This window comes from Cellulomonas humilata, from assembly GCF_030814415.1.
GTDB classification, from domain to species: Bacteria; Actinomycetota; Actinomycetes; order Actinomycetales; family Cellulomonadaceae; genus Cellulomonas; species Cellulomonas humilata_A.
This window is the reverse complement of sequence record NZ_JAUSVB010000004.1, coordinates 187906-203862: the sequence shown is the minus strand read 5'-3', so window position 1 is coordinate 203862 and position 15957 is coordinate 187906. Positions and strand designations below refer to the sequence as shown.

Here is a 15957-nt window from a genome sequence, read left to right as displayed (position 1 = left end):
AGTACCCCAGTCACGATCCCGTCGTCATCACGGACCCGCTAGCGCGGGGCCCGGTGGGATCGGTCCGCAGCGGCAGGCCGCGTGGGCGGGGGAGACCTTCGGTACCGAAGCACATCTCGTACCGGAGGTTTCTGCATGGACGTGTCCGGCTGGGTCTGGGCAGCAACGGCGGTCTTCGTCGTCGGCCTGATCTTCTTCGACTTCTTCGCGCACGTGCGGACGCCGCACGCCCCGAGCTTCCAGGAGTCCGCGCGTTGGTCGATCTTCTACATCGCGCTCGCCCTGATGTTCGGCGTGGTGGTGGGGATGGCCTGGGGCTGGGGCCCGGGCACCGAATACTTCGCCGGGTACATCACCGAGAAGAGCCTCTCGGTCGACAACCTGTTCGTCTTCCTCATCATCATGACCAAGTTCGCGGTGCCGCGTGAGTACCAGCAGAAGGTGCTCCTCGTCGGGGTCGTCATCGCGCTGATCCTTCGGACGGTCTTCATCCTGGCCGGCGCGGCCGCCATCGAGCAGTTCTCGTGGGTGTTCTACATCTTCGGCGGGTTCCTCGTGTACACGGCTGTCAAGCTCGCGCGCGAGCACCACGACGCCGAGCACCCGGACCCGCGCGAGGAGCGCGACGGCATCGCCGTTCGCCTCTTCAAGCGGCTGGTGCCGACGGTGGAGGAGTACCACGGCGACCGCCTCACAGTGCGGATCGACGGCAAGCGGTTCTTCACACCGATGCTCGTCGTCATGGTCGCCATCGGCTCCACGGACGTCCTCTTCGCGCTGGACTCGATCCCCGCGATCTACGGACTGACGGAGGAGCCCTACATCGTCTTCACGGCGAACGCGTTCGCGCTGCTCGGCCTGCGCCAGCTCTACTTCCTCATCGGCGGGCTGCTCGAGCGGCTCATCTACCTGTCCCAGGGTCTTGCCGTGATCCTCGGCTTCATCGGGGTCAAGCTCGTGCTCCACGCGCTGCACGTGAACGAGCTGCCCTTCATCAACAACGGCGAACCCGTCGAGTGGGCGCCCGAGATCCCCATCTGGCTGTCCCTCACCGTCATCCTCGGCACGCTCGTCGTGGCCACGGTGCTGAGCCTGCTGAAGACCCGAAGCGACGCGAGCATCGCGTCGAAGACTGAGAGCTGAGGACTGCCCGGTGAATGTCGACCCTCTGGTCTGGATCGTCTCCCTCGGGCTGGCGGGGGCACTGCTCGTCGTCGACGTCGCGGTGGTCGCCCGTCGGCCGCACGTGCCCTCCACCGCCGAGTGCGTGCGGTACCTGGCCTTCTACATCGGCCTCGCGGTCCTCTTCGGGATCGGAGTGTGGGCGACGTCGGGTGCCGAGTACGCGGGCCAGTTCTACGCCGGCTGGCTGACGGAGTACTCGCTGTCGGTGGACAACCTGTTCGTGTTCCTGCTGATCATGAGCAAGTTCGCGGTGCCCAAGGCGTACCAGCAGACGGCGCTGCTCATCGGGATCATCCTGGCGCTGATCTTCCGCGGACTGTTCATCTGGGCGGGCGCCGCGGTCATCGACGCGTTCAGCTGGGTGTTCTACCTGTTCGGCGCGTTCCTCGTGTACACGGCCTGGAAGGTCGGCCGCGAGGGGGAGGCCGGCGAGGACGACGAGTTCCACCCGCCGCTGATCCTGCGCCTGGTGCAGCGGTGGTTCCCGGCCACGCAGGAGTACCACGGGGTCAAGCTCACCGTCGTCGAGGGCGGTCGCCGGCTGATCACGCCGATGTTCGTGGTCCTGGTCGCTCTGGGTGCCACTGACCTGCTGTTCGCGTTCGACTCGATCCCGGCGATCTTCGGGCTCACCAGCGAGCCGTACCTGGTGCTCATGGCCAACCTGTTCGCGCTCATGGGGCTGCGCCAGCTGTACTTCCTGCTGGGTGACCTGCTCAAGCGCCTGGTCTACCTGAACATCGGGCTCGCGGTGCTGCTGGGCTTCATCGGCGTCAAGCTGGTGCTGCACGCGCTGCACGAGAACGAGGTGCCGTTCATCAACGGTGGCGAGCCTGTTGCGGCGGTGCCGGAGATCCCGATCGGGGTGTCCCTGGGTGCGATCGTCGTGATCCTCGGCACGACCGCGATCGCGAGCGTCATCAAGGTGCGGCGCGACGCGCGGGCGGCCGTCACGACGGGCGAGCCGACCGACTGAGCCTCAGGCGCTCCAGGGCCCCAGCACGACGTCCCACGCGCGGACGTCGCTCTCCGCGACGAGGCCCTCGCGCACGAAGGGGTCGTCGGCGAGGATCGCGCCGACGACCTCCGGCGAGGCGGCGCGGAACACCAGCAGGGCACCGGGCGCGCCGTCCGTGAACGGGCCGGACCCGAGCAGCGTGCCGTGCTCGGCCAGCGCGGACAGGTACGAGCGGTGCTCGGGGCGGAAGTGGTCACGCACGTCGGTGCGCTCGTCGTAGGTGTAGCGGACGGCGTAGGTGGGCATGGCGTCATCCTGCCCGAGCCGGTGGCAGAGTGCTGACATGGCTCGGATCCTGCGCACGCTGCTCACCGACGACGTCCTGGCCCGCATCCACGAACGCGCGCCGGTGCACGACCGGGAGAACACCTTCCCGCACGACGACCTCGCGGACCTGGTCGGCATCGGGTACCTGACGGCGTTCGTGCCGGAGCGTCTGGGCGGTGCGGGACTCACGCTCGAGGAGGTCGCGCGCGAGCAGGTCCGGCTCGCGGCGGCGGCCCCTGCCACCGCGCTGGCGGTGAACATGCACCTGGTGGTCACCGGTCTCGCGGCGCTCCTGGTGGGTCGGGGTGACGACTCCGTCGAGTTCGTCCTGCGCGACGCCGCCGCGGGGGAGATCTTCGCGTTCGGCAACTCCGAGCCCGGCAACGACCTCGTGATGTTCGGCTCGCGGACCCGGGCGGAGAAGCAGCCCGACGGCTCCTACCGGTACTTCGGCACGAAGATCTTCACGTCCCTGTCGCCCGTGTGGACCCGGCTGGCCACGTTCGGCCTCGACGACGCCGACCCGGACGAGCCGCGCCTGGTGCACGGGGTCGTCGCGCGCGCAGACGGAGGCGTCGAGGCGCGCGACGACTGGGACACGCTCGGGATGCGCGCCACGCAGTCCGCCACCACCGTGCTCGCCGGCGCGCTCGCGCCGGCTGACCGGGTGTACCGGTCGCTTCCCCCGGGTCCGAGCGCGGACTCGTTCGTCTTCGCGCTGTTCGCGGTCTTCGAGATCCTGCTCGGTGCGGTGTACACCGGCATCGGTCGGCGAGCGATCGAGCTCGGGGTCGAGGCCGCCCGGCGCCGGACGTCGATGAAGTTCGACGGCCGCGCCTACGCCCAGGACCCCGACATCCGCTGGCGGATCGCCGACGCGGTGCTGGCGCAGGACGGTGCGGAGCTGCAGGTGTTCGCGCTGGCGCGGGACGTCGACGAGCAGGTGGACCACGGCGCGCGCTGGTTCGCGCAGCTGGTCGGTCTCAAGGTCCGCGCGACGGAGTCGGCCCGGGTGGTCGTCGACAACGCGATCCGCGTCTCCGGCGGAGGGTCGTACTTCTCCGGGAGCGAGCTCGGACGGCTCTACCGGGACGTGCTCGCCGGGATGTTCCACCCGTCCGACGACGAGTCCGCGCACGCCACGCTGGCCACGTCGGTGCTGGGCCCGCCCGAGGCCTGACGTGGAGCTGCCCGACGAGCTGGTCCTGCCCGGGGCGCGGCTGCGCGCGCTGCGGGAGGATGACTGGCTGCTCGACCACGCGCTGTCCCGCGTCGTGGACGTGCCGCAGTGGACGTACTACCCCGCGGACGTCGACGAGCAGGGGGCGCGCGAGCGGGTGGGGCGGAACCTGGCCCAGCGCGCCGAGGGCCGGGGCGGGCGGTTCGTCGTCGAGCGGTCGGGGGACGCGCTCGGCACCATCGGGCTGGGACTGCGCAACGACGGCCCGCACCTCTACTACGCGTTCCTCCCGGCGGGCCGCGGACTCGGGCTGGCCACCGAGGCAGTCCGTGCCCTGACGCGCTGGGCCCTGGAGCACGGCGCGGACGTGGTGAACGCCAAGACGATGGTCGGGAACACGGCGAGCGAACGCGTCCTCGAGCGGGCGTCGTTCCGCCGCGGTCCACTCGAGGTGGAGCCCGACGGCGTGTCGGTGATCCGGTGGTCCTGCGCGTCGAGCTCACAACCTACTCCCCAGTAACTTACGCGACCGTAGGTTAGGATCGGGAGATGACCACCGTGGGATCAGGCCGACCTTCCGCCCCCTCGACCGGCACCCCGCAGGAGGTGGCGATCCCCGACGAAGCGCTCACCGCGGCGCTCGACCGGGCGGCCCAGCGCTGGCCCGAGCGGGCGGCCGTCGACTTCCTCGGCGCGACGACGACCTACCGCGAGCTGGCCGACTCGGTCGCACGCGGGGCACAGGTGCTGCTCGACCTGGGCGTCCGGCCCGGTGACCGCGTCGCGCTCGTGATGCCGAACTGCACGGGGCACGTCATCGCCTTCTACGCCGCACTGCGCATCGGCGCCGTCGTCGTCGAGCACAACCCCACGTACACGGCCGGCGAGCTCGCGCACCAGCTCGCCGACTCGGGCGCCGTCGTCGCGCTCGTCTGGGAGAAGGCCGTGCCGCGGGTGCTGGAGTCGCTGCCTCGGACGGCCCTCAAGGCGGTCGTCGCCGTCGACCTCTCGGCGGACCTGTCCCGCGGCAAGCGGCTCGCGCTGCGCCTCCCGGTCCCGAGCGCACGCCGCGTGCGCGAGGCGATGTGCGGAAAGGTGCCGCCCGCCTTCCCGATGTGGCACCGGCTGGTCGCCAAGGCCGCACCGCTCGACCCGGCGCACCCGGTGCCGTCGGCATCCGACGTCGCGCTCCTGCAGTACACCGGCGGGACGACCGGCACGCCCAAGGGTGCGATGCTCACGCACCGCAACCTCGTCGCGAACGCCGTCCAGGGACACGCGTGGACGGGTACCCAGCCCGGCACCGACGTCGTCTACGGCGTGCTGCCCTTTTTCCACGCCTTCGGTCTGACCTTGTGCCTGAGCTACGCGATCCGCGTCGGCGCCACGCTCGTCGCCTTCCCGTCCTTCGACCCCGAGCGCGTGCTCGACGCGCAGCGACGCCTTCCCGGGACGTTCCTGCCGGCGGTCCCGCCGATGCTCGACCGCCTCGCGGCCGCCGCCGAGACGTCGGGCGCGGACCTCACGTCGTTCCGGTACGCCATCTCCGGGGCGATGGCGCTGCCGGCGTCCACCGCGCAGAAGTGGGAGCAGGTGACCCGCGGTCTGGTGATCGAGGGGTACGGCATGACCGAGACGTCGCCGGTCGCACTGGGCAACCCGCTGACCGACGCGCGACGCCCGGGCACGCTCGGCCTGCCGTTCCCGAGCACCAGCATCCGCGTGGTCGACCCCGCGGACGTCACGCGGGCCGTCGAGCCCGGCGAGCGCGGCGAGCTGCTGATCCAGGGTCCGCAGGTCTTCGCCGGGTACTGGGGGAGGCCCGACGAGACCGCGGAGCAGCTGCTCGACGACGGCTGGCTGCGGACCGGAGACATCGTCACCGTCGACGAGACCGGGTGGGTCGTCCTCGTCGACCGCATCAAGGAGGTCATCGTCACCGGAGGGTTCAAGGTCTACCCGTCGCAGGTCGAGGAGCACCTCCGGACGATGCCCGGGGTCGCGGACGTCGCCGTCGTCGGGATCCCCGGCGGCGACCTCGGGGAGACCGTCGTCGCCGCGGTCGTGCTCGAGCAGGGCGCCGGTGGGGTCGACCTCGACGCCGTGCGCGCGTGGGGCGAGAGGCACCTGGCGCGCTATGCCCTGCCGCGCCGGCTGGTCGTCCTGGACGAGCTGCCGCGGTCGCAGGTGGGCAAGGTCCTGCGGCGCGTGGTCCGTGAGTCGGTGCTGGCGGGCTGAGAGCTCACCAGCCGCGGGCTCGCCACTCCGTCAGGTGCTCGCGCTCGGCCCCGAGCGTCGTGTCGCGGCCGTGGCCGGGGTAGACCCAGGTGTCGTCGTCGAACCGGTCGAAGACCCGCTCCACCACGTCGGCGTAGAGCTGGTCGAAGGCCTCCGGGCCCTGCGTGGCGCCCACACCGCCGGGGAACAGCGAGTCGCCGGTGAACAGGTGCGCGCGTCCGCCCGGCTCGCGGTAGGCGAGGGCGACCGAGCCCCGGGTGTGCCCCCGTAGCGCCACGACGGTCAGAGCGACGTTCCCGACCCGCACGGTGTCGCCGTCGTGGAGGCGCTGGGTCACGGCGATGTCCGTGGCCTCGGCGATGGCGTCGGCGTCGTCGGCACCGGCCGCGACGGTCGCGCCGGTCACGGCGACGATCGACGCCAGGGCGCGGTGGTGGTCACGGTGCCGGTGGGTGGTCACCACCAGGTCGAGCTGGGTCGTCCCCTCCTGCAGGAGCGCGAGGAGGCGGTCGGGATCGTCGGCCGCGTCGATGAGCAGCTGGGCGCCGACAGCCCGGCAGGTGAGCAGGTAGGCGTTGTTCTGCATCGGCCCGACCGCGGCCTTGCGGATCTCGAGCAGGTCGAGCACCCGGACCTGCGTGGGCCCGCCCACCTGCACGTCGCCCGTGTACGTCATCGGGTCCGCCGCGCAAGGGCCAGGTCGTGGCTGTGCACCGCGCGGACCAGGGCCAGGTGGGACAGCGCCTGCGGCGTGTTGCCCGCCATCCGGCCACCGAGCGGGTCGTACTGCTCCGCCAGCAGGCCGACGTCGTTGGCCAGGCCGACCAGGATGTCGAGGACCTTGGTCGATCCCTCGACGTCGTCGGTGCGGGCGAGGGCGTCCGCGAGCCAGAACGAGCAGGCGAGAAACGCGTGCTCGTCGCCGGGGACGCCGTCGTCCGTGCGCTCGGTGGGGTAGCGGCGCAGCAGCCCAGGGGCGATCTCGAGGTCGGTGCGGATCGCCGCGAGGGTGGACAGGAGGCGCGGGTCGTCCGCCGGCAGGAAGCCGACCTGGGCGAGCTGGAGCAGCGACGCATCGGTGTGCTCGGCGCCGTACGACTGCACGAACGTCCGCCGTTCCGCGTTCCAGCCGTGCGCCAGCACGTCCGCGTGGATGGCGTCGCGCTCCGCGCGCCAGCGGTCGACCGGCGCGTCGAGCCCGTGCTTCTCGGCCGCCCGGACGGCACGGTCGACCGCGGCCCAGGCCATCACCTTCGAGTGCGTGAAGTGCCGCGGCTCGCCCCGGACCTCCCAGATGCCGCGGTCCGGGTGCCGCCATCGCTCGAGGAGGTCATCGACGAGGTGCCGCTGGAGCGACCAGGAGTCGTCCGTCTCGGGCAGGCCCGCGTCGCGCGCGAGCTCCAGGGCGCACATCACCTCGCCGAGCACGTCGTTCTGCACCTGGCCCACCGCGGCGTTCCCGATGCGGACCGGACGCGAGCCGGCGTAGCCCGCCAGGTGGTCCAGCTCCCGCTCCGGGAGGTCCCTCCCGCCGTCGACCCGGTACATGATCTGCAGGTCCGACGACCGGCCGGCCACGGCGCGCAGCAGCCAGTCCCGCCACTCGGTCGCCTCCTCGCGGTACCCGTGCTCGAGCAGGGCCTCCAGCGTCATCGCCGCGTCGCGCAGCCAGCAGTACCGGTAGTCCCAGTTGCGCTCGCCGCCGAAGTCCTCGGGCAGGGACGTCGTGGCGGCCGCGACGATCCCGCCGGTCTCGGAGTCGGTGAGCAGGCGCAGGACCAGCAGCGAGCGCACGACGGCCTCCCGGTACGAGCCGTGGTACGCACAGCTGGCGGCCCACAGCCCCCAGGAGATCCGGGTGGAGTCGATCCGGTCCGCGATGGTCAGCCGGGGTGGCACGGCGTCCCAGGACCGCGACCAGGTGAGTGCCAGCTCGACCGACTCGCCCTCGCGCAGCGTGAACCGGTCGGCGTGCCGGTGGTCGTCCGGCTTGGGCAGCCGGTCGCCACGCAGCAGCAGCGAGTCGGGGCCGGCGATCGCCTGGATCGCGTCGTTCCCCTCGTCGTCGGTGATGTGCCGCACCCACGGCAGGACGGCTCCGTACCCGAACCTCACCACCCACTCGTGCTCGACCTCGACCCTGCCGCGGGTGCAGACGAGCCGGCGCACCAGGTCCGCACGGCCGTCGTTCAGCGGCATGGTCTCCTGGGCGACGGCGGTCCCGTCGGGCGTCTCGTAGGTCGTCTCGAGCACGAACGAGGCGTCGAGGTATCGCCGGGTCACGGTCGTCGCGTCCCGGACCGTCAGCAGCCAGCGACCGTTGTCCGGCGTGCCGAGCAGCCGGGCGAAGCAGGCCGACGAGTCGAACGTGGGCAGGCACAGCCAGTCCATCGAGCCGCGCAGGGAGACCAGCGCAGCCGTCTTCCCGTCCCCGAGGACGGCATAGTCCTCGACCGGTACCAGCGGGGGGTCGACGACGGCGTCAGGTCTCTCCACGAGGTGAGCATGACGCGGTCACGGGGGTGCGGCACCCCGACGCGTTGTGTGGACGATCACGTCGAACAGATGTGCGATTGTCAGTGGGGGCACGTAGACTCCCCGCCGTGAACGAACGACTGGTGGTGCAGGGCGCCCGCGAGCACAACCTCCGCAACGTCGACCTCGATCTCCCGCGTGACAAGCTCATCGTGTTCACCGGTCTGTCCGGGTCCGGAAAGTCCTCGTTGGCGTTCGACACCATCTTCGCGGAGGGCCAGCGGCGGTACGTCGAGTCGCTGTCCGCGTACGCGCGCCAGTTCCTCGGGCAGATGGACAAGCCCGACGTCGACTTCATCGAGGGCCTGTCGCCCGCGGTGTCCATCGACCAGAAGTCGACCAACCGCAACCCGCGGTCGACCGTCGGCACCATCACCGAGGTCTACGACTACCTCCGCCTCCTGTATGCCCGAGCGGGGACGCAGTACTGCCCGATCTGCGGCGAGCGCGTCACCGCGCAGACGCCCCAGCAGATCGTGGACCGGCTGCTCGAGCTGCCGGAGGGCACCCGGTACCAGGTGCTCGCGCCGGTCGTCCGCGGTCGCAAGGGCGAGTACGCCGACCTGTTCAAGGAGCTGCAGAGCAAGGGCTTCGCGCGTGCCCGGGTCGACGGCGAGGTCGTGCAGCTCACCGATCCGCCCACGCTCGAGAAGAAGCTCAAGCACGACATCGAGGTGGTCATCGACCGGCTGGTCTCCCGCGAGGGCGTGAAGCGACGGCTCACCGACTCCGTGGAGACCGCCCTCGGGCTGGCCGGCGGCCTGCTCGTCGTCGAGCTCGTGGACGCCGACATCGACGACCTCAACCGCGAGCGACGGTTCTCCGAGCACCGCGCGTGCCCGAACGACCACGTGCTCACGCTCGACGAGATCGAGCCCCGCACGTTCTCGTTCAACGCGCCGTACGGTGCCTGCCCCGAGTGCACGGGCATCGGCTCCCGTCTCGAGGTCGACCCGGACCTGGTGGTCCCGGACGAGGACCTGTCGCTCGACGAGGGCGCGATCGCGCCGTGGTCGCAGATCTCCAGCGAGTACTTCGCCCGCGTGCTCAGCGCGCTGGCCTCGGACATGGGCTTCTCGACGTCCGTCCCCTGGCGGGCCCTGCCGCAGCGGGCGAAGGACGCCGTGCTGCACGGCCAGAACCACGAGGTGAAGGTCCGCTACAAGAACCGCTGGGGTCGCGAGCGGCAGTACTCGACGGGCTTCGAGGGCGTCATCACGTTCCTCGAGCGCCGGCACACGGAGACGGACTCGGACTGGAGCAAGGAGAAGTACGAGGCCTTCATGCGTGAGGTCCCGTGCCCGGTGTGCGAGGGTGCGCGGCTCAAGCCGGAGGTGCTGGCGGTGCGCGTCGGCGGCAAGTCCATCGCCGAGGTCTGCACGCTGCCCATCCGTGAGGCGCGTGCGTTCCTCGACGGCCTGGAGCTGGGCGAGCGGGAGCGCGCGATCGCCGCGCAGGTTCTCAAGGAGATCCAGGCGCGTCTGGGCTTCCTGCTCGACGTCGGCCTCGACTACCTCTCGCTGACCCGACAGGCCGCGACGCTGTCCGGCGGCGAGGCGCAGCGCATCCGGCTCGCGACGCAGATCGGCTCCGGGCTGGTGGGCGTGCTCTACGTCCTCGACGAGCCGAGCATCGGTCTGCACCAGCGGGACAACCGACGCCTGATCGACACGCTCACGCGTCTGCGGGACCTGGGCAACACGCTCATCGTCGTCGAGCACGACGAGGACACCATCCGCACGGCGGACTGGATCGTCGACATCGGCCCCGGCGCCGGTGAGCACGGCGGGCGCGTGGTCCACTCAGGCGACCTGGCGGGGCTCCTGTCGTCCGCCGAGTCGGTGACGGGCGCGTACCTGTCCGGCCGCCGCTCCATCCCGATGCCGCAGATCCGTCGTCCGATCGACACGAGCCGTCAGCTCACGGTCGTCGGCGCGCGCGAGCACAACCTGCAGGGCATCGACGTGACGTTCCCGCTGGGGGTGCTCACGGCCGTGACCGGCGTCTCCGGGTCCGGGAAGTCGACGCTGGTCAACGCGATCCTCTACACGGTGCTCGCCAACGAGCTCAACGGTGCGCGGCAGGTCGCCGGCCGGCACAAGCGCGTGACCGGCCTGGAGCACCTGGACAAGGTCGTGCACGTCGACCAGGGACCCATCGGCCGCACCCCTCGCTCCAACCCCGCCACGTACACCGGCGTCTGGGACCACGTGCGCCGTCTGTTCGCGGAGACCACCGAGGCGAAGGTCCGCGGCTACACGCCGGGCCGGTTCTCGTTCAACGTCAAGGGCGGCCGCTGCGAGGCGTGCTCCGGTGACGGCACCCTGAAGATCGAGATGAACTTCCTGCCGGACGTCTACGTCCCGTGCGAGGTCTGCCACGGCGCGCGCTACAACCGCGAGACGCTCGAGGTGCACTTCAAGGGCAAGACGGTCGCCGACGTGCTGAACATGCCGATTGAGGAGGCCGCGGAGTTCTTCGCCGCTGTCCCCGCGATCTCGCGGCACCTGCGCACGCTGGTCGACGTCGGCCTCGGCTACGTCCGCCTCGGTCAGCCGGCCCCGACGCTCTCCGGTGGCGAGGCGCAGCGCGTGAAGCTCGCGGCGGAGCTCCAGCGTCGCTCGACGGGCCGGACCATCTACGTCCTGGACGAGCCGACCACGGGTCTGCACTTCGAGGACATCCGCAAGCTGCTCGGGGTGCTCCAGTCGCTGGTGGACAAGGGGAACTCCGTCATCGTGATCGAGCACAACCTCGACGTCATCAAGAACGCCGACTGGGTGATCGACATGGGACCCGAGGGTGGCAGCGGAGGCGGGCTCGTCATCGCCGAGGGCACCCCGGAGCACATCGCCTCCGTGGAGGCCAGCCACACCGGCCGCTTCCTCGCCGAGGTGCTGGAGCCGGAACCGCAGCCCGTGAAGCGCAAGCGCACGGTCAAGCAGCCCATCCCTGCCTAGCGGGTCGTGGGGAGCGTCGGACGAACGGGGTGACGCGGCTAGTGCGAGACGGACTGCGCCGTGCGCACCGGCACGGGCTCGTGCCGGACGGGGAAGTTCACGGACCGCGAGATGAAGCAGTGCTCGTGAGCCTGGTGGTGGATGCCGGCGAGCACGCCGTCGGTGACGGCGGCGCCGGTCGGCAGGTGCGCCCCGGCGGCGACGGTCACGCGGGGGCGCAGCACGACCTCGCGGAACTGCCCTTGCCCAGCGGCCTCGATCCGCATCGTGCCCACAGCCTGGTCCTCGTAGCCCACCACGACGATGCCCGCGGCGGAGGCGAGGTGCAGGAACCAGAGCATGTGGCACTGCGCCAGCGCGCTGACCAGCAGCTCCTCCGGGTTGTACCGCGTCGGGTCGCCTCGGAACGCCGGATCGGACGAGCCCAGCAAGGGCGGCTTCGAGCCGATCCGCACCTCGTGGTCGCGGCTGTACGCGGTGTAGCTCGAGGTGCCGGTCCGGCCGGCGCCGGTCCAGGTGACGTCGACGGAGTACGTGTGGAGGGGGCCCATCAGCCCACGGTAGCCGCGTCCGTCGGGCTCCGGGCGGTCCGCGGCATCGGCGGTGCGAACTACGCTCGAGAACATGGCTGATCCCGCCACGTACCGGCCCGCCCCGGGAGAGATCCCCGACTCGCCGGGGGTCTACCGCTTCCGCGACGAGCACGGCCGCGTCATCTACGTCGGCAAGGCCAAGAGCCTGCGCTCGCGCCTGTCCAGCTACTTCCAGGACCTGTCCGGGCTGCACCAGCGGACCCAGCAGATGGTCACGACGGCGGCGTCGGTGCAGTGGACGGTGGTTGGGACCGAGGTCGAGGCGCTAGCGCTCGAGTACTCGTGGATCAAGGAGTTCGACCCGCGGTTCAACGTGAAGTACCGCGACGACAAGTCGTACCCGTACCTCGCGGTGACCCTGGCCGACGAGTTCCCCCGCATCCAGGTGATGCGGGGCGCCAAGCGCAAGGGCACGCGCTACTTCGGTCCGTACGCGCACGCCTGGGCCATCCGGGAGACCGTCGACCTGCTCCTGCGCGTGTTCCCGGTGCGGACCTGCTCGGCGGGCGTGTTCAAGCGGGCCCACCAGCAGGGCCGTCCGTGCCTGCTCGGGTACATCGACAAGTGCTCTGCGCCGTGCGTCGGGCGGATCTCCCCGGACGACCACCAGCAGCTGGCCCAGGACTTCTGCGACTTCATGGCGGGCGACACCGCGAAGTTCACGCGCCGTCTCACCGCGCGCATGAAGGAAGCGGCCGCGGAGCTGGACTACGAGCGTGCGGCGCGGCTGCGGGACGACATCGCGACGCTCGAGCGGGCCACGGAGAAGAACGCCGTCGTGCTCGCGGACGGGACGGACGCGGACATCTTCGCGCTCTCGGGGGACGAGCTCGAGGCCGCCGTCCAGGTGTTCCACGTGCGCGACGGACGCATCCGCGGGCAGCGCGGGTGGGTCGTGGAGAAGGTCGAGGACGTCACGGACGCGGAGCTGGTCGAGCACCTGCTCCAGCAGATCTACGGAAGTGAAGCGGAAACCGGTGGCCGTGCTGAAGGAGCAGGCGCGGGCTCGTCGGCGGTGCCTCGTGAGGTTCTGGTCCCCGTGCTGCCGCCCGACGTCGAGCAGGTGCAGGCGTGGCTGACCGGGCTGCGGGGCAGCAAGGTCTCGGTGCGGATCCCGCAGCGCGGGGACAAGCGCGAGCTGGCCGCGACCGTGCACCGCAACGCCGAGCACTCGCTGGTGCTGCACCGCACCCGACGCGCGGGCGACCTGACCACGCGCAGCCAGGCGCTGCAGGAGATCCAGGAGGCGCTGGACCTGCCGTCGGCGCCACTGCGGATCGAGTGCTACGACGTCTCGCACAACCAGGGCACGTACCAGTCGGCGTCGATGGTGGTGTTCGAGGACGGTCTCGCCCGCAAGAGCGAGTACCGGCTCTTCACCATCCGCGGCCCCGAGGGGCAGGGCGCGCGCGACGACACCGCGGCGATGCACGAGGTCATCACCCGACGGTTCCGGCGCTACCTCGCGGACCGCGCGGACGCGCGGGATCTCGAGCTCGGCGGCGGTGAGGACGAGGACGGGGTGCCGCTGCGATCGGGGCCCATCGACGAGGTCACCGGCAAGCCCGCGCGCTTCGCGTATCCGCCCAACCTGATCGTGGTCGACGGCGGGCCGCCGCAGGTCGCCGCCGCGGCCGCCGCGATGGCGGAGCTCGGGATCGACGACGTGGCGCTGGTGGGTCTGGCCAAGCGTCTCGAGGAGGTATGGCTGCCGGGGGAGGAGTACCCGGTGATCCTGCAGCGCAGCTCGGAGGGCCTGTACCTGCTGCAGCGCCTGCGCGACGAGGCCCACCGGTTCGCGATCACCGCGCACCGCAAGCGGCGGAGCAAGGGCATGACGACGTCGGTGCTCGACGGCGTGCCGGGGCTCGGCCCGGCGCGTCAGGCCGCGTTGCTGCGGCACTTCGGGTCCGTGAAGCGCCTGCGAGCTGCCTCGGTCGAGGAGATCGCGTCGGTGCAGGGCATGGGGGACCGGACGGCAGCGGCGGTCGTCGCTGCGCTCGCCTCCCCGGGAGTGGCGACGGACCCGGTGCCCGAGTCGGCTGGCATGCTGGACGCATGAGCGACGAGCCTTCGCCGATCACGGTGCCCTCCGGGATCCCCGCCCTCGAGGCGGCCACCGAGGCGCCCCACCTGAGCCAGCCGCAGGTCCTGATCATCACCGGCATGTCCGGTGCGGGTCGGACCCGAGCGGCCGCGGTCCTCGAGGACCTCGACTGGTACGTCATCGACAACCTCCCGGCCCAGATGCTCACGCACCTGGTCGGGATGCTGACCAGCGGTCCGGCAGGTGCGCGAGCACAGCGGCTCGCCGCCGTGATCGACGTCCGAGGGCGCGAGTTCTTCCGGGACCTGGCGCCGGTGCTGGCGGGGCTGCGGGAGTCCGGGGTCGAGTACCGCATCCTGTTCCTCGACGCCTCCGACGAGGTGCTGGTCCGCCGGTTCGAGCAGGTCCGCCGGCCGCACCCGCTGCAGGGTCAGGGCCGCATCCTCGACGGCATCGCGGAGGAGCGCGCGATCCTCGCTGACCTGCGGGAACGCGCCGACACCCTCATCGACACGTCCGAGCTCAACGTGCACGACCTCGCGCGCGAGGTCCGGGCCGTCGTCGCCAGCGGCGCCGAGGACGCGCTGCGGATCTCGATCGTCTCGTTCGGGTTCAAGTACGGGATCCCGCTCGACGCCGACCACGTGGTCGACATGCGGTTCCTGTCCAACCCCTACTGGATCACCGAGCTCCGGCACCTGACGGGCCGCGACGCTCCCGTGCGGGACTACGTGCTCGGGCTGCCGGGCGCGATCACCTTCATCGACCGCTACGTCGACACGCTCGAGCCCGTCCTCGCGGGATACCTCAACGAGGAGAAGCGCTACGTGACGATCGCCGTCGGGTGCACCGGCGGCAAGCACCGCTCGGTCGCGGTCAGCGAGGCGATCGCCGCGAGGCTGCGGGAGCGAGGTCACCTCGTGGCCGTGTCGGCCCGCGACCTCGGCAAGGAATGAGGGCGGCCTCGCCGGCCGTCGTCGCGCTCGGGGGCGGCCACGGCCTGTCGGCGTCACTGTCCGCGCTGCGCCTGATGACCGACCGGATCACCGCTGTCGTCACGGTCGCCGACGACGGGGGCTCGTCCGGTCGCCTCCGCGACGAGCTCGGCGTCCTGCCGCCGGGGGACCTGCGCATGGCGTTGTCGGCCCTCTGCGACGACTCCGACTGGGGCCGGACGTGGCGGGACCTGCTCCAGCACCGGTTCAGCTCCTCGGGGGACCTGGACCAGCACGCGGTGGGCAACCTGCTCATCGTGGCGCTGTGGGAGCTGCTCGGGGACACCGTCGAGGGTCTCGACTGGGTGGGCAAGCTGCTCGGCGCACGCGGGCGTGTGCTGCCGATGGCGGCGGTCCCGCTGCTCATCGAGGCCGACGTGGTCGACGCGACGGGGGCGACCCGGCTCGTCCTCGGGCAGAGCGCCGTCGCCGTGACCACCGGGACGATCTCCCAGGTCCGCCTCGAGCCGTCCGACCCGCCGGCCTGCCCGGAGGCGGTCGAGGCGATCGAGGCCGCCGACTGGATCGTGCTCGGACCGGGGTCCTGGTACACGTCGGTGCTCCCGCACCTGCTCGTCCCCGGGTTGCGGGAGGCGCTCCACCGGACGAGCGCACGCACGATCGTGACGCTCAACCTCGCGTCGGGTGAATCAGGGGAGACCGCAGGGATGCGTGCGGACCAGTATCTCGACGTGCTGCACGCGCACGCGCCGGAGCTCCGGGTCGACGCCGTCGTCGCGGACCCGACAGCCGTCGAGGACGTCGCCGCGCTCGCCGCACGGAGCGCGGACCTGGGAGCCCGTCTCCTGCTGCGCCAGGTCAGCCGCGGCGACGGCACCCCGCGACACGACCCGCTGCGGCTCGCCGGCGCCTACTCGGACGTGCTCGACGGCTTTCTCGGGGACGTCGGCACACGGGAGAAGCCACCCGAGTAGGTGA

The 15957-nt window shown here is 71.4% G+C and carries 13 protein-coding genes; 9 read left to right on the top strand and 4 right to left on the bottom strand.

Going from position 1 to position 15957, the window contains the following annotated elements:
• Nucleotides 1-135 precede the first annotated feature (135 nt).
• The gene (locus tag J2X26_RS14980) at nucleotides 136-1143 is read left to right on the top strand and encodes a TerC family protein (protein ID WP_307493504.1); all 1008 of its coding nucleotides are present in this window, start codon (nucleotides 136-138) and stop codon (nucleotides 1141-1143) included.
• Between the two features lie 10 nt (nucleotides 1144-1153).
• Nucleotides 1154-2161 carry a TerC/Alx family metal homeostasis membrane protein gene (locus tag J2X26_RS14975; RefSeq protein ID WP_307493503.1) on the top strand — a complete coding sequence of 336 codons (1008 nt, stop codon included), beginning with the start codon at nucleotides 1154-1156 and terminating at the stop codon, nucleotides 2159-2161.
• 3 nt (nucleotides 2162-2164) lie between these two features.
• Here J2X26_RS14975 and J2X26_RS14970 read toward each other — a convergent pair whose 3' ends face one another.
• Nucleotides 2165-2449 carry a YciI family protein gene (locus tag J2X26_RS14970; protein WP_307493502.1) on the bottom strand — a complete coding sequence of 95 codons (285 nt, stop codon included), beginning with the start codon at nucleotides 2447-2449 and terminating at the stop codon, nucleotides 2165-2167.
• Nucleotides 2450-2486: 37 nt separating this feature from the next.
• On the opposite strand from J2X26_RS14970, the gene J2X26_RS14965 reads away from it, so the two are divergent.
• Genes J2X26_RS14965 through J2X26_RS14955 form a run of 3 tightly spaced genes read left to right on the top strand, consistent with a single transcriptional unit; the run spans nucleotide 2487 to nucleotide 5888 of the window.
• A complete protein-coding gene (locus J2X26_RS14965) occupies nucleotides 2487-3650 on the top strand; it encodes an acyl-CoA dehydrogenase family protein (protein WP_307493501.1) in 1164 nt (387 codons plus the stop codon).
• Nucleotide 3651: 1 nt separating this feature from the next.
• Nucleotides 3652-4170, top strand: a complete 519-nt coding sequence (locus J2X26_RS14960; RefSeq protein ID WP_307493500.1) for a GNAT family N-acetyltransferase — start codon at nucleotides 3652-3654, stop codon at nucleotides 4168-4170.
• A 29-nt stretch (nucleotides 4171-4199) separates the two neighbouring features.
• Nucleotides 4200-5888 carry an AMP-binding protein gene (locus J2X26_RS14955; RefSeq protein ID WP_307493499.1) on the top strand — a complete coding sequence of 563 codons (1689 nt, stop codon included), beginning with the start codon at nucleotides 4200-4202 and terminating at the stop codon, nucleotides 5886-5888.
• Nucleotides 5889-5892: 4 nt separating this feature from the next.
• Here J2X26_RS14955 and J2X26_RS14950 read toward each other — a convergent pair whose 3' ends face one another.
• On the bottom strand, nucleotides 5893-6564 hold the full coding sequence (locus J2X26_RS14950) for an MBL fold metallo-hydrolase (protein ID WP_307493498.1): 672 nt from the start codon (nucleotides 6562-6564) through the stop codon (nucleotides 5893-5895).
• Entirely contained in the window at nucleotides 6561-8384 is a 1824-nt protein-coding gene (locus J2X26_RS14945) for a glycoside hydrolase family 15 protein (RefSeq protein ID WP_307493497.1), read from the bottom strand. The genes J2X26_RS14950 and J2X26_RS14945 overlap by 4 nt, the downstream gene beginning before the upstream one ends.
• Nucleotides 8385-8491: 107 nt before the next feature.
• Here J2X26_RS14945 and uvrA point away from each other — a divergent pair, with 107 nt between their 5' ends.
• Nucleotides 8492-11383 carry an excinuclease ABC subunit UvrA gene (gene uvrA, locus J2X26_RS14940; protein ID WP_307493496.1) on the top strand — a complete coding sequence of 964 codons (2892 nt, stop codon included), beginning with the start codon at nucleotides 8492-8494 and terminating at the stop codon, nucleotides 11381-11383.
• Nucleotides 11384-11421: 38 nt separating this feature from the next.
• On the opposite strand, the gene J2X26_RS14935 is transcribed toward uvrA, so the two are convergent.
• Nucleotides 11422-11934 carry an OsmC family protein gene (locus J2X26_RS14935; protein WP_307493495.1) on the bottom strand — a complete coding sequence of 171 codons (513 nt, stop codon included), beginning with the start codon at nucleotides 11932-11934 and terminating at the stop codon, nucleotides 11422-11424.
• Between the two features lie 73 nt (nucleotides 11935-12007).
• On the opposite strand from J2X26_RS14935, the gene uvrC reads away from it, so the two are divergent.
• The 3 genes from uvrC to J2X26_RS14920 are packed head-to-tail and all read left to right on the top strand — an operon-like array spanning nucleotide 12008 to nucleotide 15953.
• On the top strand, nucleotides 12008-14038 hold the full coding sequence (gene uvrC / locus J2X26_RS14930) for an excinuclease ABC subunit UvrC (protein WP_307493494.1): 2031 nt from the start codon (nucleotides 12008-12010) through the stop codon (nucleotides 14036-14038).
• The gene (rapZ, locus tag J2X26_RS14925; RefSeq protein ID WP_307493493.1) at nucleotides 14035-14979 is read left to right on the top strand and encodes an RNase adapter RapZ; all 945 of its coding nucleotides are present in this window, start codon (nucleotides 14035-14037) and stop codon (nucleotides 14977-14979) included. The genes uvrC and rapZ overlap by 4 nt, the downstream gene beginning before the upstream one ends.
• Nucleotides 14976-15953 carry a gluconeogenesis factor YvcK family protein gene (locus J2X26_RS14920; protein ID WP_307493492.1) on the top strand — a complete coding sequence of 326 codons (978 nt, stop codon included), beginning with the start codon at nucleotides 14976-14978 and terminating at the stop codon, nucleotides 15951-15953. The genes rapZ and J2X26_RS14920 overlap by 4 nt, the downstream gene beginning before the upstream one ends.
• Nucleotides 15954-15957: the final 4 nt, after the last annotated feature.